Source organism: Lysobacter niastensis (assembly GCF_015453285.1).
Lineage (GTDB): Bacteria > Pseudomonadota > Gammaproteobacteria > Xanthomonadales > Xanthomonadaceae > Lysobacter_J > Lysobacter_J niastensis.
The window spans coordinates 462,789-485,622 of the sequence record NZ_JADLZT010000003.1 but is presented as its reverse complement, the minus strand read 5'-3'; the positions used below and the strand labels follow the sequence as shown (position 1 = coordinate 485,622).

The following is a 22,834-nucleotide window of genomic DNA, read 5'->3' as shown; positions in this document are numbered from 1 at the left end:
CATGCGCATTCTGCTAGCCCGTCACGGCGAGACGCCGTGGAACGCCGAAGGCCGCTACCAGGGCCAGGAAGACATCCCGCTGTCGCCAGTCGGCATCGCGCAGGCACGCGCGCTCGGCGAACGCCTGCGCGATGTCGCCATCACCCGGGCGGTTGCTTCACCGCTCACGCGCGCGCGCCACACCGCCGAACTCGCGTTGGGCGATCGCGACCTGCCGCTGACATTGGATCCCGGCCTGATGGAGATCGCCCACGGCACCTGGGAGGGGCTGTTGGCGAGCGAGATCCGCGAGCGCGATGGAGAGCGCCTGCGCGCGTGGCGCGATACCCCGCACGAAGTGCTGATGCCGGAAGGCGAGTCGCTGCAGCACGTGTTCGACCGCGCCTGGCCGGCATTCGCCCGCGCCACCGAAGGCCTGGGCGTGGACGACACGCTGCTGGTGGTCGCGCATGACGCGGTCAACCGCGTGCTGCTGTGCCACGTACTCGGCATCCCGCTCGCGCGGTTGTGGAGTTTCCGGCAGGCGCCGACGACGCTGAACCTGCTGGAGGGCGCGGATGTCGACCACCTCGACGTGGTGCGACTCAACGACTGCTCGCACCACACCCTGCTGTTCGGCGAGGCGGTGCATCGGGCGTTGTGAAGCCCAGGCTTGAGTTGGGTTGAAAGTTCCTTCTCCCGCCTGCGGGAGAAGGTGCCCGCAGGGCGGATGAGGGTGCTTTGATTCCCGCGAAAAGCACCCCTCACCCCAACCCCTCTCCCGCGAGCGGGAGAGGGGCTTTGGCGCGTTTTCCTGAGGGCTTTGACTTGCCTCCCGCAAGGGGCTTTGACAAGTCTTCCATCAAGGGGCTGGCGCATCCCTTCTCCCGCTTGCGGCGACCGAAGGGAGTGCAGGGCTGAGAAAGTGGCCCGAACGGCCGGATGAGGGGCATTTGTCGGCGCAGCGTTCGCCTGGCGGCAGGGCACGTAAAATGCGCCCCATGACCCGCACGCTTCCCGACTGGCTCGCCTACATCGAACGCATCCACCCCAAGTCCATCGACATGGGGCTCGATCGCATCCGCGAGGTCGCGCAGCGGCTCGGACTCAAGCGCCCGGCGAAGAAGGTCATCACCGTCGGCGGCACCAACGGCAAGGGCTCGACGGTGGCCTTCATCGAGTCGATGGCGCGTGCCGCCGGCTGGAAGGTGGGCGCCTACACCTCGCCGCACCTGCTGGCCTACAACGAGCGTGTGCGCATCGACGGCGCCGACGCTGACGATGCCGGCCTTGTCGAGGCGTTCGAGGCGATCGAGGTGGCACGCGGCGAGACCCAGCTGACCTATTTCGAATACGGCACGCTGGCCGCACTGTGGTTGTTCGAACGCGCCAGGCTCGATCTGGCGATCCTCGAGGTGGGCCTCGGCGGACGCCTGGACGCGACCAACCTGGTCGATCCGGATGTTGCCGTGATCACGACGGTCGATCTCGACCATCAGGACTACCTCGGCGAAGACCGCGAGGCGATCGGTTTCGAGAAGGCCGGAATCGCGCGGGCGTGGAAGCCGCTGGTGCTCGGCGACGACGATCCGCCGTCGAGCGTGCTCGGCCATGCCTACCGGATCGGGGCGTCGACCTGGCGCATCGCCAACGACTTCTTTTTCGAGCCGATTCCGCAGAGCGCAGCCAAGGACGAGGGCCAGCCACGCTGGCGCTGGCGCGAGGTCGGGCATCGCATGGAGCTGCCTATGCCGCGCCTGGCCGCGCCGGTGCAATTGCGCAATGCCGCGGTGGCGATCGCCGCGTTGCGCGCGCTGGGCCGGCCGCCGCGCCCGCTGCCGCGCAACGCCATCGCCGAGGGCATCGCCCGGGCCGAGGTGCGTGGCCGCCTGCAGCGATTCGATCGCGACGGTGTCGACGTGGTCGTCGACGTGGCCCACAACCCGCAGGCAGCGCGCTCGCTGTCGGCCTGGCTGTCGGCGGCTCCCGCCAGTGGAACGGTGCATGCCGTTTTCGCGGCGCTCGCCGACAAGGACGTGGCCGGCGTCGTGGAGTCGCTGGCGCCGCAGATCGCGCACTGGCACCTGGCCGGGCTGGCCGATGCCGGTCCGCGCGGAGGTACGGTTGAAGCGCTGGCGCAGCGCCTGGCTGCGTCCGCGGCGGCGAACGCGTCGCGCCATGAACGGGTCGACCGGGCGCTGGAAGCCGCGCTGCAACAGGCGCGCAGCGGCGATCGCGTGCTCGTGTTCGGCTCGTTCCACACCGCCGCTACCGCGCTCGACTGGCTCGCCCGTCACTGAACGGCGGCAGCGAGGGCCGGGGCGCGGGCGATCGCGGGGTTATAATTCCGCGCGGCGATCCGCCCTTTGCCGTGCGAGACCGATGGAACCAGCCCTGAAACAGCGACTGATCGGCGCCGCCGTTCTCGTCGCACTCGCGGTGATCTTCCTGCCGATGCTGATCAAGGGGCCTGCCCCCGAAAGCGGCGCTTCCGACGTTCCCCTGACCCTTCCCAACGCGCCGCAAGGCCAGTTCGAGACTCGCGAACTGCCGCTGGTGGCGCCGGGTGACGCCCCCAAGGGTGGCGTGGTCGGAATGGACGCGACCGCCGAAGGCGAACGGCTACCGACGGTCGACACCGCCGCAGCGGCGCCGCCCGCACCAGCGGGTGGAATGCAGCCAGCGGCCGTGGCCGGTGGCGATTTCGCCGTGAGCTTCGGCAGCTACGCCACCGCCGCCGACGCGCAGCGCGTGGTCCAGGCGCTACAGGCTGCACAGCTGCCGGGGTACGACGAGGCCGTGAAGAACAGTGGCCGCACCCTGCATCGGGTCAGGATCGGACCGTATGCCACGCAGGCAGAAGCCGAGGCCGCCCGCGTCGACTCGGCCAAGGTGCGCAACGACGTCAATGCCAAGGTCGTGACCCTCGATGCCGAGGCCGACTCGGCGGCACCCGCCCTGGCGAGCGCGCCGAAGCCGGCGTCGGTGTCCGCGGCCGTTCCGTTGAACGAGGCCGCTCCCGCCACCACATCCAAGCCGACGGCGCTGCCGCCGGAACCGGCCAAGCCGACGGCCACCGCCGAGATCGTCGAGCCGAAGCCGGCCAAGCCGAAGCCCGCGGCGGCCACGCCGGTCGCGGCCGCACAGAAGCCCGTCGATGCGCCGGCCAAGCCGGCTGCGTCCGGTATCGGATTCGCCGTGCAGCTGGGTGCCTTCGGCAACGCCGACGACGCCAGCAAGCTGCGCGACCGGGCGCGTGCTTCCGGCTTCAGTGCATTCGTGGAACAGGTTCGTACCGACAAGGGCATGTTGAACCGGGTCCGGATCGGTCCCGTCGTCAGCCGCGCCGAGGCCGACCAGCTCAAGTCGCAGGTCGCGGCCAAGCTCGGCATCGACGGCATCGTTCGTCCGCATCCCTGACCGGGTGACACGATGAGCGCGGTCGACTGGATGCTGCTGGCGGTGGTCGTCGTGTCGGCGCTGTTCGGCCTGATGCGGGGCTTCGTCGGCGTACTGGCCTCGCTGGTGGCCTGGCTGCTGGCGGGCTGGGCGGCGTTCCGGTTCGGCGCGCAACTGGCGCTGTTGATGTCCAAGGACGGCGAAGTCGGCGCGGGCGAGCTGGTCATCGGCTACGCCCTGAGCTTCATCGCCGTCATGGTGGTGGTGGGCCTGGTGGGCTGGGCGGTGCGCAAGGCCGTGCACTCGGCGGGTCTGAGCGGGCTGGATCGCACGCTCGGCCTGGGCTTGGGACTCGCGCGCGGTGCGTTCGTCGCCTGCACGCTGGTGCTGATCCTGGGCCTGACCGGGATGCCGCGCGAGCCGCAATGGCAGAGCTCGCAGGTGGTTCCGGTATTCGTGCCGGGCGCGCAATGGCTGCGCGGATGGCTGCCCGAATGGGTGGCTGCGCAGGTAGACCTGGATGGTCGAGACAACATCGAGGCGCCGTCGCCGGGGAACGATCCCCAGGCGCTGCCGGCGCCGGTCAGCGAAGCCTGATCGGCGCGCTGCAACGGCAACAGACAACTTCACAGCAGGATTCATCACCATGTGCGGCATCATCGGTATCGTCGGCCACAACGACGTCGCGGCGCAGCTCTACGACGGCCTGACGGTGCTGCAGCACCGCGGCCAGGATGCTGCCGGCATCGCCACCGCCTACGGCAACAAGCTGCGCGTGCACAAGGGTAACGGCCTGGTCAGCGACGTCTTCGACGAGAAGTCGATGAGCCTGCTCGAAGGCCGCGTCGGCATCGGCCATTGCCGGTACCCGACCGCGGGCAGCGAAGGCTCGGACGAGGCGCAGCCGTTCTACGTCAATTCGCCGTTCGGCATCGCGCTGGCGCACAACGGCAACCTGATCAATACCGACGCGCTGCGCCGCGAGGTGTTCGAGCAGGATCGCCGCAACGTCAACACCGACTCCGATTCGGAAGTGCTGCTGAACGTGTTCGCGCATGAACTCGGTACGCAGAAAGCGCTCAATCCCGAGGTCGCGTTCAAGGCCATCGAGGGAGTGAATCGCCGCTGCATCGGTGGCTTCGCCGTCGTCGCCACCGTGCTGGGCCTGGGCATGGTCGCGTTCCGCGATCCCAACGGCATCCGTCCGCTGGTGCTGGGCAAGCGCACGAGTGGCGGCCAGGACGAGTACGCGGTGGCGTCGGAGTCGGTTGCGCTCGACCTGCTCGGCTTCGAGCGCCTGCGCGACGTACGCCCGGGCGAGGGCGTCGTGGTCACGGCGCGCGGTGAACTGTTCACGCGCCAGTGCGCCGAGCCGCGCCAGCACACGCCGTGCATCTTCGAGTATGTGTACTTCGCCCGTCCCGATTCGATGATGGACGAGGTCTCCGTGCACAAGGCGCGCATGCGCATGGGCCAGAAGCTCGGCGAGAAGATCCTGCGCCTGCGACCGGACCACGACATCGACACGGTGATCCCGATCCCGGACACCTCGCGCGACGCCGCGCTGGAGATTTCCAACGTGCTCGGCGTGAAGTACCGCGAGGGCTTCATCAAGAATCGTTACGTCGGCCGCACCTTCATCATGCCGGGGCAGGGCGAGCGCGCGAAGTCGGTGCGCCGCAAGCTCAACCCGATCCCGCTCGAGTTCCGCAACCGCGTCGTGCTGCTGGTCGATGATTCGATCGTGCGTGGCACCACGTCGCGCCAGATCGTGCAGATGGCGCGCGACGCCGGTGCGCGCAAGGTCTACCTGGCCTCGGCGGCTCCCGCCGTGCGCTATCCCAACGTGTACGGCATCGACATGCCGTCCGCCGAGGAACTGGTTGCCCACGACCGCACCGACGATGACGTGCAGCAGCTGCTCGGCTGCGACTGGCTGATCTACCAGGACCTCGAGGACCTGGAGGAGGCTGTGTCCGGTCCGAAGAAGCGCATCGACCACTTCGACTCCTCGTGCTTCAACGGCGAGTACGTCACCGGCATCGAGCCTGGCTACTTCGAGCGTCTGCGCCAGTTGCGGTCCGACGAAGCCAAGAAGACGCGGCGGGCCTGACCATGCGCGAGCTGCGGCTGGCGATGATTCCGGACGACGAGAACGGCCAGGTGCTGCGGCAGATGGTCGAGGACGGCGACGACCTCAGCGTCGAGCGCGGCATCGAGTTCTTCCATGTCTTCGCCGACGAAGCGCGCGCGCGTGCATTCGCCGAAGCCGCCTCGGCATTGCCGGCGCTGGCGATTGGAGCGCCGGAAGTCGACGAGGAAGGCATCTGGCAGGTCGTCGCGGTGCGCGTGATGGCGCCTTCGCACGCCGGCATCACCGCGCTGGAAAAGCAGCTCGTAGCGTTGGCCGGTGACCACGGCGGCTATCCGGACGGCTGGGCCTGCCCCACGGCTGGCGATGCCGCGGACGATGCAGACGAAGCGGACGACGCGCGCTGACGCCATGTCCCGCTCGCTGTTTGACGCTGCGCGCGCCTGCCTCGATGCGGCCACGCCCGAAACCAAGGTAGAGCTGACGTTCGCCGCGGCGCAGGCTTTCGCACGCGGCGAGCTGGACATGCCGGAAGACGCACCGCCGCCACGAGCGATTGCCATGCCAGGCCGGCCGCCACGGCCACAACTTGTGCATCCACGCGACCTGCCCAGGCGCGGCTTCGGCAGCAACGAAGGCCGGGCTGCATTCGTCCATGCCATCGCGCACATCGAGTTCAACGCGATCGATCTGGCTTGGGACGCGGCGTACCGCTTTCGCGGCATGCCGCGGGAGTTCTATGCCGACTGGGTCGGCGTGGCGCAGGACGAGGCACGCCACTTCGTCATGCTGCGCGAACGGCTGCGCGAGCATGACTACGACTACGGCGATTTCGATGCGCACAACGGCCTGTGGGAAATGGCCGAGAAGACCGCGCATGACGGCCTCGCACGCATGGCGCTGGTGCCGCGCGTGCTGGAGGCGCGCGGCCTCGACGTGACGCCGGGAATGATCGTCAAGCTGCGTTCGCTCGGCGACCACGCCACCGCCGACATCCTGGAAGTGATCCTGCGCGAGGAAGTGGCGCACGTAGCGGCCGGCTCGCGCTGGTTTCGCTGGCATTGCGAGCGCGCGGGCGTCGATCCGCTGCCGCGTTTCCGCGAACTGCTGGCCGAGTACGCGCGCTCCGTGCTCTACGGACCGTTCAACCACGCTGCGCGCAGCGATGCCGGCTTCGATGAGGAAGAGCTGGCGGCGCTGGAGAAACTGGCCGGTTGAGTGGGCGTGGGAGCGGCTTTAGCTGCGATCCGGCCGACCAAGAAATCCGTCGCGGCTGAAAGCGCTAGCTTGGCTTCAGGCCGTCAGCCGCTGCAGGTCGAAGCCGTTCGCATCCACGCGCAGCACCGATCCCTGGTCGTACCAGTCGCCGAGCACGATGCGCCGGCAGGTGCGGCCTTCGATTTCCATTTCGTGCACGGCCGGGCGGTGCGTGTGGCCGTGGATCAGCGTGTCGATGCCATAGCGGGCAAACGTGCTGGAGACGGTGGCTGGCGCGACGTCGGTGATGGTTTCCATCCGGCCCTGGTCCTGCAGTCCGCTCTGGTGCGCCTTGCTGGCCGCTCGTGCCTGTTGCGCGAACGCGATGCGGGCGGCCAGCGGCTGCCCGAGGAACTGCGCCTGCCATTCCGGCTTGCGGGTCTGCGCACGGAACTGCTGGTAGGCGACGTCGTCGGTGCACAGCAGGTCGCCGTGCATCAGCAGGGTGGGGCGCCCGTACAGCATGACGACCGCCGGGTCGGGAAGAATGGTCATTCCGGCGCGGCGCGCATAGGCGTCGCCAAGCAGGAAGTCGCGGTTGCCGCGCACGAAATACACCGGCACGCCGGAGCGCTGCAGCGTGCCGAGTTCGGAGGCGACGAAAGCGCCGGTCTCAGACGGATCGTCGTCGCCGACCCAGGCTTCGAACAGGTCGCCCAGGATGTAGAGCGCATCCGCGCCGCGTGCCTCGCTGCGGATGAAATGACCGAACAGATCGGTGATCTGCGGGCGCTCGGCGTCGAGGTGGAGGTCGGAGATGAACAGCGTGGTCATGGAGACGGATTGTAGGGCACGGCGCGTGACCGGTCCCGGCCCATCCATCGACTGCGGTGCTGCGCGCGGGCCGAACGATGCATGGGCACGCTGCGCTCACGGCCAAGGATGGACCGTATGTTTCCCGCGTCGTTCGTCCTGAGCGCCCGACCGTCCCCCGGCCCGCTCCGGTAAAATCGCCCCTTTCCCGCCGTACTCCGAGTCTCCCCATGACCCGCCGCACCCGCTTCGCTCCCAGTCCCACCGGCTACCTGCACATCGGTGGCGCGCGCACCGCGCTGTATTGCTGGCTGGAAGCGCGACGCCACGGCGGGCAGTTCGTCCTGCGTGTCGAGGACACCGATCGCGAGCGCAGCACCCAGGCCGCGATCGACGCGATCCTGGAGGCGATGGACTGGCTGGGCCTGGGCTACGACGAAGGCCCGTTCTACCAGACCCAGCGTCTCGAGCGTTACCGCGAAGTCGCCGAGCAGATGGTTGCAGCCGGCACCGCGTACTACGCCTACGAGACCAAGGAGGAGCTCGAGGCGATGCGCGAGGCGGCGATGGCCGCCGGCGACAAGCCGCGTTACAACGGCGCCTATCGCGACCGTAACGAACCCTTCCGCGACGATCCCAACCGGGTGATCCGCTTCCGGAACCCCGTCGACGGCGTCGTCGTCTGGGAGGACAAGGTCAAGGGGCGCATCGAGTTCTCGAACGGCGAGCTCGACGACCTGGTGATCTTCCGCTCGGACGGCTATCCGACCTACAACTTCGCCGTCGTCGTCGACGACATCGACATGCGCATCAGCGACGTCGTGCGTGGAGACGACCACGTCAACAACACGCCGCGCCAGATCAACATCTACAACGCCCTGGGCGCGCCGGTGCCACATTTCGCGCACCTGCCAATGATCCTCGACGAGCAGGGTGCCAAGCTGTCCAAGCGCACCGGCGCCGCCGACGTCATGCAGTACCGCGATGCCGGCTACCTGCCGCACGCCCTGCTGAACTACCTCGTTCGCCTGGGCTGGTCCCACGGCGACCAGGAGATCTTCTCGATCGCCGAGATGACCTCGCTCTTCGACCTGAAGGACGTCAACTCGAAGGCGTCTCGACTGGATTCCGCCAAGCTCGGCTGGCTCAACCAGCAGTACCTCAAGAGCGACGATCCGGTCGAAGTTGGTAAACACCTCGAATGGCACCTGCGCAATGCCGGTTACGACCTCGCCAAGGGCCCGGCGCCGGCCGACATCGTCGTCGCATTGCGCGACCGCGTGCAGACGCTCAAGGACATGGCCGAGCGCGCCGCCGTGTGGTTCGGACCGCTGACGCAGTACGACGACGCAGCCGTCACCAAGCACCTCGGTGCCGCCGCGCGTGCGCCGCTGGCCGATGCGCGCGAGCGTCTGGCGCAGCTGGGTTCGTGGACCGCCGAGACCGTCAGCGCCGCGCTGCACGCGACCGCCGAAGCGCTGGGCATCGGCATGGGCAAGGTCGCCCAGCCGCTGCGCGTGGCGATCACCGGCACCCAGGTCAGTCCGGACATCTCGCACACGGTGTACCTGGCCGGCCAGGACGAGGCCCTGCGCCGGATCGACGCGGCCCTTGCAAAAGTGCCGGCCGGCGCCTAAATCGGTCGGGCGGACACGAGAACGCCATGGGCCACCACCACTCCTGCACCGATCCCAAGCACCACGTGCACGACGGCGACGCCTTCGTGCACGAAGTGGAGCGCGCGTGCGAGCAGCGCGGATTGCGGCTGACGCCGATCCGCGCCCATGCGTTGCGGCTGATCGCCGATGCGGGCCGGCCGGTGAAAGCCTATGAGCTGCTCGACCAGATGAAGGCCACGCACGATGCGGCCGCGCCGCCGACCGTGTATCGCGCGCTGGACTTCCTGCTCGAGCATGGCTTCATCCACAAGCTCGCCTCGATCAACGCCTACGTCGGCTGCCATCATCCGGGTGCCGCGCAACATGCGGTGCCGTTCCTGATCTGCGACCGTTGCCAGTCCGCGACCGAGCTGGAAGACGAACGCATCGTCGAACTGCTCGGCGCGCGCGCGCGCGAACTGGGCTTCACTGCGCAGGCGCAGACGCTGGAAGTCCACGGCGTCTGCGCGGCCTGCGCGCAGGCCGGCACCGCCTAGCACTTCGTCCCGGGTGCTTCGCGACCCGGGCTAATCGATTGTCTTCGTAGCTCGCGTGGGCCGAAGGCTCCGGCTTATGCCGCAGCCGGTTGCAACACGGGACGGCTTTCGCGGATCGGCAGGTTGGCGGCGGCTGCCGCCAGCGCGAGCACCATGTCGGCGTACCACATCCAGCTGTAGTCGCCGAAGCGCTCCAGCACCAGGCCACCCACCCACGCGCCGAAGAAACCACCGATCTGGTGCGAGAGCAGCGTCAGTCCGAACAGCGTGCCCAGGTAACGCGGGCCGAACAGCTTGCCCACCAGGCCCGCGGTCGGCGGCACGGTCGCCAGCCACGTCAGGCCCAGCCCCGCCGAGAACACGAAGAACGTCAGCGGCGTCGGCGGCGACACCAGGTAGATCGCGATCATCACCGCGCGGCTGGCATACATCGCCGCAAGCAGGTACTTCATCCGCACGCGCTGGCCGAGCCAGCCGGCGGCGAGGCTGCCGCCCACGTTGAACAGGCCGATCAGCGCCAGCGAGACCGCCGAGACACTGGCCGGCAGGCCGCACAGCGCGATCTCGCCCGGCAGATGCGTGACCAGGAAGGCGATGTGTACGCCGCAGGTGAAGAAGCCCAGGTGCAGCATCCAGTAGCTGCGATCGCGCACGGCGATGCGAAGTTGCTCGCGCAGGCTCGGACCGGCGTTGGCTTCGGCACGCGGCACGTTGACGGCGTCGGAATCGGAATGACGACGACGCAACGGCCAGGCCAGCGGCAGCGTCAACAGCGCCGATACCGCCAGCGTCCACATTGCCGCGGCCCAGCCGGCGGCGGCGATGACCGCCTGCACCAGCGGCGCGAACACGAACTGGCCGAACGATCCGCCGGCATTGATGACGCCCGCGGCCATCGATCGCTTCTCTGCCGGCATGTGCTGCGCGGTGGCGCCGATCAGGATCGAGAAGCTGCCAGCGCCGGCACCTGCCGCAGACAACACACCCAGCGTCAGCAGCAGGCCCCATTCGGAGGGAAGCATCGGTGCCAGCATCATTCCCGCGGCCAGCAGGATGCCGCCGGCCACCAGCACGCGACCCGGACCGCGCTGGTCCGCGATCGCGCCGAACACGGGTTGCACCGCGCCCCACACGAACTGGCCGATCGCCAGCGCGAAACTGATCTGCGCGATGCCAAGACCGGTGCTGCGTCCGATCGGCGCGACGAACAGGCCCATCGACTGGCGTACGCCCATCGTGATCATCAGCATCGCCGTAGCGGCGAGTACCAGTGGCCAGTAGCGCATGGCGGGGTGGGGTGCTGCGGGATTCATTCGTCGTCTCCATCGTCCAGTTGCTGCATGGCCCGGTCGAGATGGGCATGCAGGGTTTCAACGTGCGTCTTGCCGAGGCCGGCGTCGATGGCGTCCTGCGCCTTGCGCCACAGCGGTTGCGCCTTCGCGATGACGCGGTGGCCTTTCGCGGTGATCTGGACCAGTCGCTGGCGGGCGTCTTCGCCACTGACCATCTCGACCCATCCGGCCGCCGCCAGCGGTTTGAGGTCACGTGAAAGCGTGGTGCGATCCATGCCGAGTTCCCGTGACAGGTCGCCGATCGCCCGCGGTCGCGCCGACGCGCGGCGCAGGATCGAGTACTGGTTGATGTTGACGCCGGCCGGGGCCAGTTCGCGGTCGTAGCGTTGGCTCATCAGCCGCGACAGCTTGCGCAGGCGGAAACAGGTGCAGGTGCCTGTGTAGGGAGTGGGGGTAGTCATGATGAGTGTATATACACGTATTTTCCAAAAAAAAAAGCGCCGGTGTTTTTCCGGCGCTTCCCTGGAAGCCTGAACAGGCTGGCGTGCTCAGAAGAACATGCGCACGCCGAAGGCCACGCCACGGCCGGGCAGCGGCGCAACGTCCTTGAGGAACGAGGTGTGCGCACGCGCTTCCTCGTCGAGGAGGTTGCTGCCGTCGAGGAACACTTCCCAGCCATTGCCGCCAGCGGTGTCGGCGTGCCAGGCCACGTGCGCATCGACCAGCGTGTAGCCCGGGGTCTCTGATTCGAAATCGGCGACGTCGTCCTGGCGTGCGTAACGCACGGCGCCCAGCGAAGCCCGCCATTGGCCGAGCTCCCAGCGCACTTCACCGCCGAGGCGCGCGGGTGCGATGCGCGGCAGGTTGCCACCGAGAGGGAACGCGACGTCGTAAGCAGTACCGCCGCCGGCATTCGGCGCGATGACGGTCGCGTCGCGCGTGCCTTCGCCGCTGAGTTCGCCGCGCACGTAGTCGCCGAACACGCGAAGGTCCCAGGTACCGCTGGCGTTGTCGGCGACGTTCCAGCCGAACTCGACTTCCGCGCCGTTGAAGCGGGCATTGTCCTGGGTCCATACGCGCAGCGGATTGCCGTCGTCTTCCACGCCGGTGTCGGCGAGGTAAATGAAGTCGTCGTAGCGCACGTGATAGATCGACGCGCTCGCGTTGAACGGTCCGCCGTGCCAGTGCAGGCCGAGTTCGGCGCGGTTGGCGGTCTCGACGTCGAGGTCGGGCGAGCCGAGTTCAACGCTCGCCGTCGCCACGTGCAGGCCGTTGGAATACAACTCCTCGGCGGTCGGCGCACGCTGGGCGCGATCGAGGCCGAAGGAGAAATGCAGTGCTTCGCTGACATCCCACTTCAGCGCGGCCGAGAGGCTGGTCGTATCGAAATCGCGATCCGGCCCGATCGCGCGGGCTTCGTCGACATCCACTCCGTTGTGGTCGTAGCGGGCGCCCAGCTCGATCTTCACCGGCCCGAACGTGCGGTCGCCGATCCAGAACAACCCGGCATCGTGCGATTTGGACGGCGGAACGAAGGCTTCGTCGCCAATGGCCTCGAAATCACGCTCCCCGCCCTGCAGGCCGATGGCGCCGTTCCAGCCCAGCAGCGGCTGGTGCACCAGTTCGAGGCGGCCTTCGTTGCTGGTGTTCTCGAACACCGTGCCGACCTCGTCGCCTTCGAACTCGGTGTGCGTGTATTCGGTGCGCGCGAACTTGGCACGCAGCGACTTGAACACGCCGAGGTCGTCGATGCCGCCGCGCAGTTCGTAGCGATGCTGTTCCATTGAGATGCTGACCGGGCCCTCCTCTTCGCCGGCCCCGTCGCCGCCGCCTTCGTGGGCATGACCGGGCACGCCGTAACGCGTGTCGAACAGGCTGGCGCCGAGACCCAGGAAACCGCGCTCGCCAATCCAGCTGGCGCCGAGCGCGCCGCTGTCGGTGCGCACGAAGCTGTTTGGCAGCACGCCTTTCTCCGCCGGGTCGGGCGTCTCGCCTTCCTCGGCCATGTGTTCGGCGCTTTCGGCGAAACCAGGAATGTCGTAGTCGCCCGTCTCGCGATGCAGGCCGTCGACATGGAAGACGAAGTTGCCCGATGCCGCCGTGCCGTCCATGCGGAACATGCCGCTCTTCTCGTCGTTGACGGTGTTGCCGCGCAGTTCGGCGCGGCCCTGCAACGGCTCGTCGGTGACGGCTTCCGGGATGCGGCCGTCGACCACATTCACCGCACCGCCGATCGCGCCGCTGCCGTAGAGGAGGGTGGCGGGGCCCTTGAGTACCTCGATCTGGTCGGCGAGGAACGGCTCGATGCTGACCGCATGGTCGACGCTGACCGTCGAAACGTCGCCGGAGCCCAGGCCGTCGCTCAGCACCTGCACGCGCGCGCCGTCGAAGCCGCGCACGATCGGGCGGCCGACGCCGGGGCCGAAGTAGGACGACTGCACGCCCGGCAGCTTGTTTACCGTTTCGCCCAGCGAGTTGGCCTTGGCCTCGTCCAGTTTCTCGCCGGTCAGCACTTCGACGGGGCGGATCAGGTCCTCGGCGGTTCCCGCCAGCGGGGTGGCCTTCACCTCGACCGCGTCCAGGTCCTTGGGGTCGTGCTGGTGGCTGTCGCCCGTCTCATCGGCGTGGGCGACCGGCAGAACCATGGCCAAGGCGAGGACGAGGGGCAGGCGGGACGGGAAGCGCGTCGGCATCGGCGAAGGAGGTGTGATGGCGTGGGTGGCGTAATGTTATATTATAACGAGACCGGCTCTCCCCCCATAAGTCATGCCGATGCTGCCGTTTCGCCATCGCCGCCTATTGGACCGCCTCGGCGCCTTCGGGTCGCTGCTGTGCGCGATCCATTGCGCGCTGCTGCCGCTGCTGATCGCAGTCCTTCCGTCGCTGGGCGTGGCTGCGTGGCTGGGCAAGGATTTCGAAACCGCCTTCGTGCTCTTCGCCAGCGCGCTGGGACTGTTCAGCCTGGCCTGGGGCTATCGCCGCCATCGCGCCGTTCGCGCCTTGTCGCTGCTGATCCCCGGACTCGTGGCGCTATGGGTGGGGGTTCTGTATCAGCCGTTGCACGAGACGCTGGTGCCGCACGCCATCGTCATGACCTTCGGCGGCACGCTGGTCGGCCTGGCCCATATGGCCAACCTGCGCCTCAACCACGGCCACATACACGACGCCAGTTGCGTGCATTAGTCCTGATGCCTCGGCATCAGGACTAATCCCAAGATTTGCTGCGGCAAATCTTGGGCCCCAGCCAAAGGCTGCCAATCCCTGCCCCTTCGGGGCGCCCCCTTAACTAAGGGGGCTTTCTCCCAGATCGGTCCAGGGCGGTTCGGGGCGCATCCCGGGGCGCGGCCTCCGCGTGTTAGACTTCGCGACCCTGCGCGACTTGAGCGCGCATCCGTAACCCCGCACCCGGTGCGGTTTTTTGACAGCTTCAGGAGCACGAACAATGGGTAAGGGCGACCGCAAGACCGCCAAGGGCAAGCGCTACAACTCCAGCTATGGCAACGCCCGTAGCAAGGCTGTGACCAAGGCTGCTGGCACCGCCGCCGCGCCGGTCGCGAAGAAGGCGACCAAGACCGTGGCCAAGGCCCCGGCCAAGAAGGTCGCGGTGAAGAAGACCGCCGGCAAGGAATAAGCGCCCAGCGCTGTCCTGTGAAAAAGCCCCGCTGATGCGGGGCTTTTTCTTTGCTCAGGGCACAACGCCGTAGCGCGCTGTGCCGTCATCCCGCTGGCGTTCGCCAGAACCCCGAACGCTCATGACTCGACTGGCCCAGGTGGCTCGTCGCCAGGTCAGTGTTTCGCGGCCGCCTCGACCGTGCTCCACACCCGCAGCAGGTTGCCGCCGAGGATCTTGCGGATGTCCGCATCGCTGTAACCGCGCGCCTGCAAGCCGGCGACGAGGTTGGGATAGTCGGCCACCGAGCGCAGTTCCACCGGCAGGTTGCCGCTGACGCCGTCGAAATCGGAGCCGATGCCGACGTGGTCGATGCCGATCAGCTTCACCGCGTAGTCGATCTGGTCCAGCACGAGATCGATGTGGATCACCGGGACCGGATGCGCGTCCTTCCATTCCTTTTCGAAGTCGTCCTTCGAGCGCTCCGGCTTGCCGGCAGCCGCTGCAGCCGCATTGGCCTTATCGAAATCGACTTCAGCGGCGAAGTAGGCCTGCAGGTCGGCGGCGGCCTTCGGGCTGATGAAGCCGGTGCCGAACACCAGCTGCACCACGCCGCCCTCGGCGGCCACGGCGCGGGCGAGTTCGTCGCTGATGTTGCGCTCGAAACCCGGCGTGAAGTGGCGCATGCCCGAGTGGCTGGCGATCACCGGCACGTCAGTCACGCGCAGCACGTCGCGCACCGCGTCGTCGGACAGATGCGAGACGTCGACCATGATGCCGACGCGGTTCATCTCCGCCACGACTTTCTCGCCGAACGGGCTCAGGCCGCCCCATTGCTTCTTCGGCGCATAGGACGAATCGCTGATGCGGTTGTTGGCACTATGGGCCAGCGTGATGTAGCGGACGCCACGCGCATGGAACGCCGCGATCTTCGACAGGTCCTCGCCAATCGGCGCGCCGTTCTCCATGCCGAACACGAGCGTCACGCGGCCGTTCGCGCGGAGCGAGTCCAGGTCACGCGGCGAGCGCAGCAGCGCGAACTTGTCGGGATGACGGCCGGCCATCGCCTCGACCGCGTCGATCTGGGTGTTGGCGATCTGCCAAGCCTTGCCCTCGGCGTCGGCTTCCGGCGAGGTGTAGATCGACATGAAGGCCACATCGAGTCCGCCCTGTCGCGCGCGCGGGTAGTCGAACTCCTTGCCGGGAGCCGCCAGTCCGAGGTCGTCCCAGTGCGACAACAACTCGCTCGGCGCATCGATATGCGTGTCGACGATGACGGCGTCCTGCGCCAGTTCCCGTGCCCGCGATTGATCGGGCATGGATGCAGCCGCGAACGCGGGCGAGGCAGCGACCAGCAAGGTCAGGCCGGTGACGATCGAAAGGCGCATTCGTTTCCCCTGTGAATGTCGAAGCGTGGTTTGAACCAGATCATGCCACCTGGCGGCCGGATGCGAAGACCCGGTGCGCCAGATGGCCGCCGAGCCAGTAGCAGAGTTCGGACGGGTGGCGGACCGCCCAGTGCACGAAATCGGCGCGGGCCCCCACCCGCAGCACGCCACGGTCGCCCAGCCCCAATGCTCGCGCCGCATGCACGGTGGCGCCACGCAGCGCCTCTTCGGGCGTCAGCTTGAAGTGGGTGCTCGCCAGCTGCATCGCCTGACGCATCGACAGCAGCGGCGACGTACCGGGATTGCAGTCGGTGGCCACCGCCATGGCGACGCCGTGTTCACGGAACGCCTCCAGCGGCGGCAGCTTGGTCTCGCGCAGCACATGGAAGGCGCCGGGCAGCAGCACGGCGACGGTGCCGCGTTCGGCCATCGCACGCACGCTGTCGAGGCTGGTGTGCTCGACGTGGTCGGCGGACAGGCCATCGAACGCGGCCGCCAGCGCGCCGCCGCCAAGGTCGCTGAGTTGGTCGGCATGCAGCTTGACGGGCAGTCCAAGGGCGCGTGCCGCCTCGAACATGCGCCGGGTCTGCTCCGGCGAGAAGCCGATGCCCTCGCAGAACGCGTCGACGGCGTCGACCAGCCCCTCGGCATGCAGTCGCGGTAGCCAATCGATGGCCGCGTCGATGTAGCCGTCGGCGTTGCCAGCGAACTCCGGCGGCAGCGCGTGCGCGGCGAGGTAGGTGGTACGCACCGTGACGCCGAGCTGCTCGCCCAGGCGGCGCGCGACGCGCAGCATCTTGCGCTCGTTGTCGAAGTCCAGGCCATAGCCGGACTTGATCTCCAGCGTGGTGACGCCGCTGGCGACCAGGGCCTGGGCACGCGGCAGCGACTGCCGGATCAGCTCGTCATCGCTGGCCTCGCGGGTGGCGCGGACCGTCGAGGCGATGCCGCCGCCGGCGCGGGCAATCTCCTCATAGGTGGCGCCCTGCAGGCGCAGCTCGAACTCGCGGGCGCGATCGCCGGCGAAGACCAGATGGGTGTGGCAGTCGACCAGGCCGGGGGTGATCCAGCCATCCGTCTCGATCACCTCCCGGGCCAGCCGCTCCGGCGGGCCGGGCAGGCCGGCGCGGGGACCGGCGTATTCGATGCGGCCATCGCGCCAGCCCAGTGCCCCATCCTCGATGGCGCCATAGCCCTGCGCGGCGTCGAGCGTCGCCAGGTGGGCGCCGACGATCAGTCCATCCCACTGCGGTTCGGTCATGCTCATGCCGTCATTGTAGGCGGCGTCCGTCATCGCCAGCATGCTTCCGACCCGGCACAATGCCGCGCATGCAGACGATCCCCAACGCCCGGCTGTGGCGCCCGCATGGCTGGCACGACGGCCTGAAGCTCAACTTCGACAGCCACGGCCGGATTACGCGCCCGCTGGCCGGTGGCACGACCAGCCAGCGCGTAGTGCCGGGCATTGCCAACCTGCACTCGCATGCGTTCCAGCGGGCGATGGCGGGCATGGCCGAGCAACAGACGAATCCTGCCGATTCGTTCTGGACCTGGCGCGAGACGATGTACCGCTTCGCCGAGCGCTTCACGCCGGAAAGCCTGCACGCCGTCGCCGCGCAGCTCTACAGCGAAATGCTGGAGGCCGGCTACACCACTGTCTGCGAGTTCCACTACCTGCATCACCGGCCCGACGGCAAGCCCTACGCCGACCCGGCGGCGATGTCGCGCGCGCTGATCGAGGCGGCGCAGGAAACCGGCATCCGCCTGACGCTGTTGCCGGTGCTGTACATGACCGGTGGCTTCGACGGCCGCGCATTGGCCGATCGCCAGCGCCGCTTCGGCCATGATGTCGATAGTTACCTGAAGCTGCTGGAGATCCTGCGCACGGAGCAGTGCGACATGGTGCAGATCGGTTGCGCGCTGCACAGCCTGCGCGCCGTGCCGGAAGGCGCGATGCGCGTGGTGCTCGACGCGCTGCCTGCGGACAGCCGCATCCACATCCACATCGCCGAGCAGACCGCCGAAGTCGACGACTGCCTGGCCGTGCGCAAGGCGCGGCCGGTGCAATGGCTGCTCGACAACGCGCCGGTCGACAATCGCTGGACGCTCGTGCACGCAACGCATCTGGACGATGCCGAAGTGCAGGGCGTCGCCCGCAGCGGTGCCACGGTGGCGATCTGCACGACCACCGAGGCGAACCTCGGCGATGGCCTGTTCCCGCTGCGCGCTTACCTCGATGCCGGCGGGCGCTGGGGCGTCGGTTCGGACTCGCACATCTCGGTGTCGCCGATCGAGGAGTTGCGCTGGCTCGAATACGGCCAGCGGCTGGTCACGCGCCGCCGCAACATCGCGGTGACGCCGGAGATGCCGAGCGTCGGTGCGAACCTGCTGCATGGCGTCGTCACCAGCGCTGCCGCATCGACGGGCCATCCGATCGGCACGCTGGCAGAAGGCGAGTTTGCCGATGCGCTGGTGCTGGACACGGGCGCGACACAGTTCGCCGGCGCCAACGACGACGATGCACTCGACCGTTGGATCTTCAACGGCAACCGCAACCTCGTTCGCGAAACCTGGGTCGGCGGGCGCTGCGTGGTGCAGGGCGGCCGCCATTTTCATAGCGACGCGATCGCCGACCACTGCCGCGCCGAAATCCGTCAGATGCTGGAAGCCTAGGGCCTGTTTCTAACCGGCGCTGCCGAACAGATCGTCGCCGGTCGGCAGCGCGCCTTCCAGCGTCAGCAGGAAACGCTTGGTCGGCAGTCCGCCGCCGAAGCCGGTGAGATTGCCATTGCTGCCGATCACGCGGTGGCAGGGCAGCACGATCGGCAGCGGATTGCGCCCATTGGCGGCACCGACCGCGCGCATCGCGGATGGACGCCCGACGCGGGTTGCGAGTTCCGCATAGCTGATCGTCTCTCCGTACGGGATCGATGCGAGCGTGCGCCACACCTCGCACTGGAACGCCGTTCCCTGCGGCGCCAGTGGCAAGTCGAAGTCCCGTCGCTTCCCGGCGAAGTATTCGTCCAGTTGCGCCTGCACCGCGCGCAACAGGTCGTGGTCGCCTTCGCGCCAATCCTTGCCCGGTGGAATCGGATGGCGCGGCTCGTGGAACTCGATCAAACGCAGGCCGTCGTCGGCCGCCGCGAGCAGAAGCGGCCCGACCGGACTGTCGATGCGGGTGTAGACGGTCATGGTTGCGGACGTTCCACCCGCGGTGAAACGCGTGCCTTGCGTGTCGCTGGCGTCGCGCGCGGCAATGCCGCGTCGGTCGGTGAAGGTGCAGTCATCGAATCGCGCCACAACTGGATCACCGCGTAGCCGCGCCACGGCCGCCACGCGTCGGCGCGGGCCAGCAGCGCCTTCGCGGTCAGGCGCGACCCGTCGTTCGGGACCGCGCGCTGCAGCACGAGGTCCTCGGCCGGGAACGCGTCGGGATGGCCGAGCGCGCGCAACGCGATGTAATGCGCCGTCCACGGCCCGATGCCGGGCAACGCGACCCAGCGCTCGACGAAATCCTCCAGCGTGCGCTCGGTGCGGAAATCCACGCGACCTTCCAGCATGGCGCGCGCCACCGCGCGCACCGTGTCGGCGCGAGCACGGGTCAGGCCGATCGTGGCGAGGTCGGCGTCGGCCAGTGCTTCAGGCGTCGGGAACAGATGTTCGAGTCCGGGCGCGGGCAGTTCGGACAGCAACTGCGGCGGCAACGGCGCACCGAAGCGCTGCGCGAGGCGGGCGGCGAGCGTGCGCGCCGCCGCCACGCTGACCTGCTGGCCGAGGATGGCGCGAACGGCGATCTCGAAACCGTCCCAGCCGCTGGGAAGCCGCAGACCAGGACGTTTGGCCAGCAGCGGTTGCAGTCGCGCATCCACGGATAGCGCATCGGCGATGGCGTCTGGGTCTGCATCGAGGTCGAACATCCGGCGCAGGCGCTGGACGACCTCCAGCAGCCGCGTGGGTGCAGGCCCATGCAGTTCCAGTTTCAACGCATGCTCGCCCTGCGGCCAGGCGCTGACTCGCAGCCAGCCGGGTTGCGAGGCCGGTCCGATCACGCGCGTGTAGCTGTCGGCATCGACGTGCTCGACGCCGGGCAACGCACGGCCGCGCAGGAAGTCCAGCATCGCCGCTAAGTCGTAGGGAGGCCGGTAGCCGAGGCGCAGCACCAGCGTGTTCTCGCTGCCGGCCAGCTTCGCGGCCGACGGCTGGCGGCGCAGGTCGCGAGGCGCCATGCGATAGGCATCGCGGAACGCGGCATTGAATCGGCGCAGGCTGCCGAATCCGGCGGCGAGCGCCACCTCGGTGATCGGCAGCGGCGTCTCGGTCAGCAGTTGCTTGGCGAACAGCAACCGCCGTGTGCCGTGCACGCCGATCGGGGCAACGCCGATGCGTTCGACGAACAGGCGCCGCAGTTGCCTTTCACCGACGCCGACGCGTTCGGCCAGTGCCGCCAGCGGTTGTTCCGCCAACGCGCCTTCGTCGATCAGCTTGAGTGCGCGCGCAACGGTGGCGTCGCCGCGCCGCCAGCTGCCGTCGTCGGGGGCCAGCTCGGGGCGGCAGCGCAGGCAGGGGCGATAACCGGCGGCCTCGGCCGCGGCAGCATGGCGGAAATATTCGACGCGTTTGGCCGACGGCGCGGGACACACCGGTCGGCAATAGATGCGGGTGCTCAGCACGGCCGTGAAGAACAGGCCGTCGAAGCGCGGGTCGCGGCTCTTGCGCGCCTGCTCGCACACCTGCCAGTCGGGGAGGTTCGCGGCCTGCGGCGGGGGCGGTTGCGTCATCGAAGTAGGCATATGCACGCAGGCTAGCACCGGCCATTCGCACGGACTCGCCGGATTCGGACATCGATGTGGCGAGCCCGACGAGGCGCTGAATGGGCCTGTTATCGGGCCGGAGCCGCCTCACGCAGCGCCGGCAGCAGCGGCGCGAGTTCGCCATCGTTCGCCGCCGGGACCACGCCCAGCAGTTGCGCCAGCAGCGGATAGACATCGACGTTGTCGAACGCAGGCAACTGCACGCCGGGACGGAACGACGGTCCTCGCGCGATGAACAGCGCCCGCATCGATGGCAGCGAAGGATCGAACCCGTGCGATCCGCGCGTCGCGCGTGGCGAGCGGCGCTCGACGTCGGCGCGGGGCAGGGCGTCCCAGCCTTCATGCATCTGGCAGACGATCGGCGGGATGCGCGGATTCGTTCCGTACTTCCAGCGCGCCGGCAGCGCTTCCTTGCGCCAGCAGTCGTACTGCGCGTGCCGGCCGAGCAGGCGTCGGGCCGCGACGGCTTCGCGGCCGGGTTTCGGCGCGACGCCGATGGATTGGCCGATCGACACCACGGTCGCATCCTCGACCGGCACCATGTCCTCCACCGCGATCGCGCGGCCCGGACCGACCGCGGCCATGCCATGGTCGGAAACGATCAACAGGTCGGTGCGATCGAGCGTGCCGCGTTCCGCGAGCCGGTCGCGCAGGTGGCCGATCACCGAGTCGATCTCGGCCAGCGTCCTGCGCACCTGCGGCGAATCCGGGCCGTGGTCGTGCCCGGCCTTGTCGAGCTGCTCGAAATAGACGGTCACCAGGCGCGGCCGCGCTTCGGGCGGAGCGTCGAGCCATCCAAGCACCTCGTCGATGCGCTGCATCGCGGATACCGATTCGTCGTAGCCCTTCCAGCGCGTCGGGCGGATGCCGCCGATCGCCGCGGCACTGCCTGGCCAGGCCCAGCTTGCGCTGCGCACGCCCTGTTTCTCGGCCGTCACCCAGATCGGTTCGCCGCCCCACCAGCGGCCGTCGGCAACGGCATTGCGGTCGGCTGCGCGAAACCCGCCGAGCGCGGGATCCGCCATCGTGTTGTGGACGATGCCGTGATGGTCCGGACGCAGCCCGGTCACCAGCGTGTAGTGATTGGGGAAGGTGAGCGCCGGATACGAAGGTGTCATCCATTGCGCGCGTACGCCTTCGTCGGCAAGGCGGCTCAGGTTCGGTGTGATGCCCAGGTCCAGGTAATCGGCGCGGAAGGCGTCGATCGAGATCAGCAGCACGGTGTCCGCCTGCGCGGGATGCGCAGGTGCTGATACGCCAGACGCGGGACGTGTGGCGGAACGCGCGCCGGAAAGGGAGCACGCGGCGAGCAGGCCCAGGCAGACGGCAGCGGCCGCTGCCTTCAAGGAGGTCGATGGCATCGGGCGATCTTAGTGCCTGTCGGCGTAGGGAATAAGACACGATGACTTTAGTGGGTGGTGCCGGTGCGTCGCCTTGCCGATAGTGGCGCCCATCATTGTGGGAGTCGTGCCATGTCGCGTCGCGCCGTTGTCGGGAAGGGGTTGCAGGCGGGCCTGCTGTTCGCCGCGGCGTCGGCCGCCTTCGCGCAGCCACCCGTTCGCGCGCCTGCACAGGTGGCTTCGCTGACGGCGGCCGAGTGCGAGGTATGGGCTCGCGAGTTGAGCTTCGCTCAGTCGGTAGCCGACCACGACGCCGTTGCATTCGCTTCGCACATCGCCCCGGAAGCGGCGTTCGGCGCCAGCCTGGCCGAGCCGCTGCGAGGCCGCGACGAGATCGCCAGGAGCTGGGCGCCGCTCGTGGAAGGCAAGCGCGTGAAGCTGGTGTGGTATCCGACCCGAACCACGATTGCCGGCGACTCCGATGTCGCCTGGTCGAGTGGCCCGGCGTTGTTCGAAAACCCCGATCCGCAGGCGTCCCAGCGTTACCGTCTGGGTGCGTTCCATTCGGTCTGGCGTCGTGGCGACGATGGCGTCTGGCGCGTGATGTTCGACGACGGCGTGGAACCCAGGCCGGCCACCGAGGAGCAGGTTGCCGCGTTCCATGCCGGCCGCAAGACCCGTTGCCCGCGAGGCTGACAACGTTCTAAACCGTGGCGGGATGGCAGATGCCGGCCCGACTGTATCGGCGTATGGTGGCA

Annotated in this window: 22 protein-coding genes; 13 read left to right on the top strand and 9 right to left on the bottom strand. The window is 68.4% G+C overall.

Going from position 1 to position 22,834, the window contains the following annotated elements:
- The first annotated feature begins 1 nt into the window (after position 1).
- The 7 genes from IU514_RS07485 (at position 2) to IU514_RS07455 (ending at position 6,688) form a co-directional block, all read left to right on the top strand.
- Positions 2-643 (top strand): histidine phosphatase family protein, encoded by a 642-nt coding sequence (locus IU514_RS07485; protein ID WP_194930449.1) that lies wholly within the window; start codon positions 2-4, stop codon positions 641-643.
- A 328-nt stretch (positions 644-971) separates the two neighbouring features.
- A complete protein-coding gene (gene folC / locus IU514_RS07480) occupies positions 972-2,279 on the top strand; it encodes a bifunctional tetrahydrofolate synthase/dihydrofolate synthase (RefSeq protein ID WP_386760815.1) in 1,308 nt (435 codons plus the stop codon).
- Positions 2,280-2,361: 82 nt separating this feature from the next.
- Positions 2,362-3,399: an SPOR domain-containing protein gene (locus IU514_RS07475; protein WP_194930447.1), complete on the top strand. Its 1,038-nt coding sequence runs from the start codon at positions 2,362-2,364 to the stop codon at positions 3,397-3,399.
- A 12-nt stretch (positions 3,400-3,411) separates the two neighbouring features.
- The gene (locus IU514_RS07470; protein ID WP_194930446.1) at positions 3,412-3,975 is read left to right on the top strand and encodes a CvpA family protein; all 564 of its coding nucleotides are present in this window, start codon (positions 3,412-3,414) and stop codon (positions 3,973-3,975) included.
- Between the two features lie 49 nt (positions 3,976-4,024).
- The gene (purF, locus tag IU514_RS07465; RefSeq protein WP_194930445.1) at positions 4,025-5,491 is read left to right on the top strand and encodes an amidophosphoribosyltransferase; all 1,467 of its coding nucleotides are present in this window, start codon (positions 4,025-4,027) and stop codon (positions 5,489-5,491) included.
- A gap of 2 nt (positions 5,492-5,493) precedes the next feature.
- On the top strand, positions 5,494-5,877 hold the full coding sequence (locus IU514_RS07460; RefSeq protein ID WP_194930444.1) for a ribonuclease E inhibitor RraB: 384 nt from the start codon (positions 5,494-5,496) through the stop codon (positions 5,875-5,877).
- Between the two features lie 4 nt (positions 5,878-5,881).
- Complete coding sequence (locus IU514_RS07455) at positions 5,882-6,688, top strand: ferritin-like domain-containing protein (protein WP_194930443.1); 807 nt, start codon at positions 5,882-5,884, stop codon at positions 6,686-6,688.
- A 75-nt stretch (positions 6,689-6,763) separates the two neighbouring features.
- Here IU514_RS07455 and lpxH read toward each other — a convergent pair whose 3' ends face one another.
- Positions 6,764-7,501 carry a UDP-2,3-diacylglucosamine diphosphatase gene (gene lpxH / locus IU514_RS07450; RefSeq protein WP_194930442.1) on the bottom strand — a complete coding sequence of 246 codons (738 nt, stop codon included), beginning with the start codon at positions 7,499-7,501 and terminating at the stop codon, positions 6,764-6,766.
- 209 nt (positions 7,502-7,710) lie between these two features.
- Between lpxH and gltX the strand changes: the two genes are divergently transcribed.
- A complete protein-coding gene (gene gltX / locus IU514_RS07445; RefSeq protein ID WP_194930441.1) occupies positions 7,711-9,117 on the top strand; it encodes a glutamate--tRNA ligase in 1,407 nt (468 codons plus the stop codon).
- A 26-nt stretch (positions 9,118-9,143) separates the two neighbouring features.
- A complete protein-coding gene (locus IU514_RS07440; protein WP_194930440.1) occupies positions 9,144-9,635 on the top strand; it encodes a transcriptional repressor in 492 nt (163 codons plus the stop codon).
- A gap of 74 nt (positions 9,636-9,709) precedes the next feature.
- On the opposite strand, the gene IU514_RS07435 is transcribed toward IU514_RS07440, so the two are convergent.
- From IU514_RS07435 to IU514_RS07425, 3 genes are all read right to left on the bottom strand, one after another.
- Positions 9,710-10,948 carry an MFS transporter gene (locus IU514_RS07435; protein WP_194930439.1) on the bottom strand — a complete coding sequence of 413 codons (1,239 nt, stop codon included), beginning with the start codon at positions 10,946-10,948 and terminating at the stop codon, positions 9,710-9,712.
- Positions 10,945-11,388 carry a MarR family winged helix-turn-helix transcriptional regulator gene (locus tag IU514_RS07430; protein WP_194930438.1) on the bottom strand — a complete coding sequence of 148 codons (444 nt, stop codon included), beginning with the start codon at positions 11,386-11,388 and terminating at the stop codon, positions 10,945-10,947. The genes IU514_RS07435 and IU514_RS07430 overlap by 4 nt, the downstream gene beginning before the upstream one ends.
- Positions 11,389-11,475: 87 nt before the next feature.
- Positions 11,476-13,620 (bottom strand): TonB-dependent receptor domain-containing protein, encoded by a 2,145-nt coding sequence (locus tag IU514_RS07425; protein ID WP_194930437.1) that lies wholly within the window; start codon positions 13,618-13,620, stop codon positions 11,476-11,478.
- A gap of 73 nt (positions 13,621-13,693) precedes the next feature.
- On the opposite strand from IU514_RS07425, the gene IU514_RS07420 reads away from it, so the two are divergent.
- Positions 13,694-14,110 (top strand): MerC domain-containing protein, encoded by a 417-nt coding sequence (locus IU514_RS07420; protein WP_194930436.1) that lies wholly within the window; start codon positions 13,694-13,696, stop codon positions 14,108-14,110.
- Between the two features lie 259 nt (positions 14,111-14,369).
- Positions 14,370-14,558, top strand: a complete 189-nt coding sequence (locus IU514_RS07415) for a 30S ribosomal protein THX (RefSeq protein WP_194930435.1) — start codon at positions 14,370-14,372, stop codon at positions 14,556-14,558.
- A 155-nt stretch (positions 14,559-14,713) separates the two neighbouring features.
- Here IU514_RS07415 and IU514_RS07410 read toward each other — a convergent pair whose 3' ends face one another.
- Together IU514_RS07410 and hutI are read right to left on the bottom strand one after the other, a co-directional pair.
- Positions 14,714-15,925, bottom strand: a complete 1,212-nt coding sequence (locus IU514_RS07410) for a dipeptidase (RefSeq protein ID WP_194930434.1) — start codon at positions 15,923-15,925, stop codon at positions 14,714-14,716.
- Between the two features lie 40 nt (positions 15,926-15,965).
- On the bottom strand, positions 15,966-17,186 hold the full coding sequence (gene hutI / locus IU514_RS07405; RefSeq protein ID WP_194930496.1) for an imidazolonepropionase: 1,221 nt from the start codon (positions 17,184-17,186) through the stop codon (positions 15,966-15,968).
- A gap of 59 nt (positions 17,187-17,245) precedes the next feature.
- Between hutI and IU514_RS07400 the strand changes: the two genes are divergently transcribed.
- Positions 17,246-18,598, top strand: a complete 1,353-nt coding sequence (locus IU514_RS07400; RefSeq protein ID WP_386760822.1) for a formimidoylglutamate deiminase — start codon at positions 17,246-17,248, stop codon at positions 18,596-18,598.
- A 9-nt stretch (positions 18,599-18,607) separates the two neighbouring features.
- Here IU514_RS07400 and IU514_RS07395 read toward each other — a convergent pair whose 3' ends face one another.
- From IU514_RS07395 to IU514_RS07385, 3 genes are all read right to left on the bottom strand, one after another.
- Entirely contained in the window at positions 18,608-19,117 is a 510-nt protein-coding gene (locus IU514_RS07395) for a methylated-DNA--[protein]-cysteine S-methyltransferase (RefSeq protein ID WP_194930432.1), read from the bottom strand.
- Complete coding sequence (locus IU514_RS07390) at positions 19,114-20,703, bottom strand: AlkA N-terminal domain-containing protein (RefSeq protein WP_194930431.1); 1,590 nt, start codon at positions 20,701-20,703, stop codon at positions 19,114-19,116. Before IU514_RS07390 ends, IU514_RS07395 begins: the two co-directional genes overlap by 4 nt.
- Before the next feature lie 101 nt (positions 20,704-20,804).
- Positions 20,805-22,097: an alkaline phosphatase family protein gene (locus IU514_RS07385; RefSeq protein ID WP_194930430.1), complete on the bottom strand. Its 1,293-nt coding sequence runs from the start codon at positions 22,095-22,097 to the stop codon at positions 20,805-20,807.
- A 111-nt stretch (positions 22,098-22,208) separates the two neighbouring features.
- Between IU514_RS07385 and IU514_RS07380 the strand changes: the two genes are divergently transcribed.
- Complete coding sequence (locus IU514_RS07380) at positions 22,209-22,772, top strand: YybH family protein (RefSeq protein WP_228760539.1); 564 nt, start codon at positions 22,209-22,211, stop codon at positions 22,770-22,772.
- The last annotated feature ends 62 nt before the right edge of the window (positions 22,773-22,834 follow it).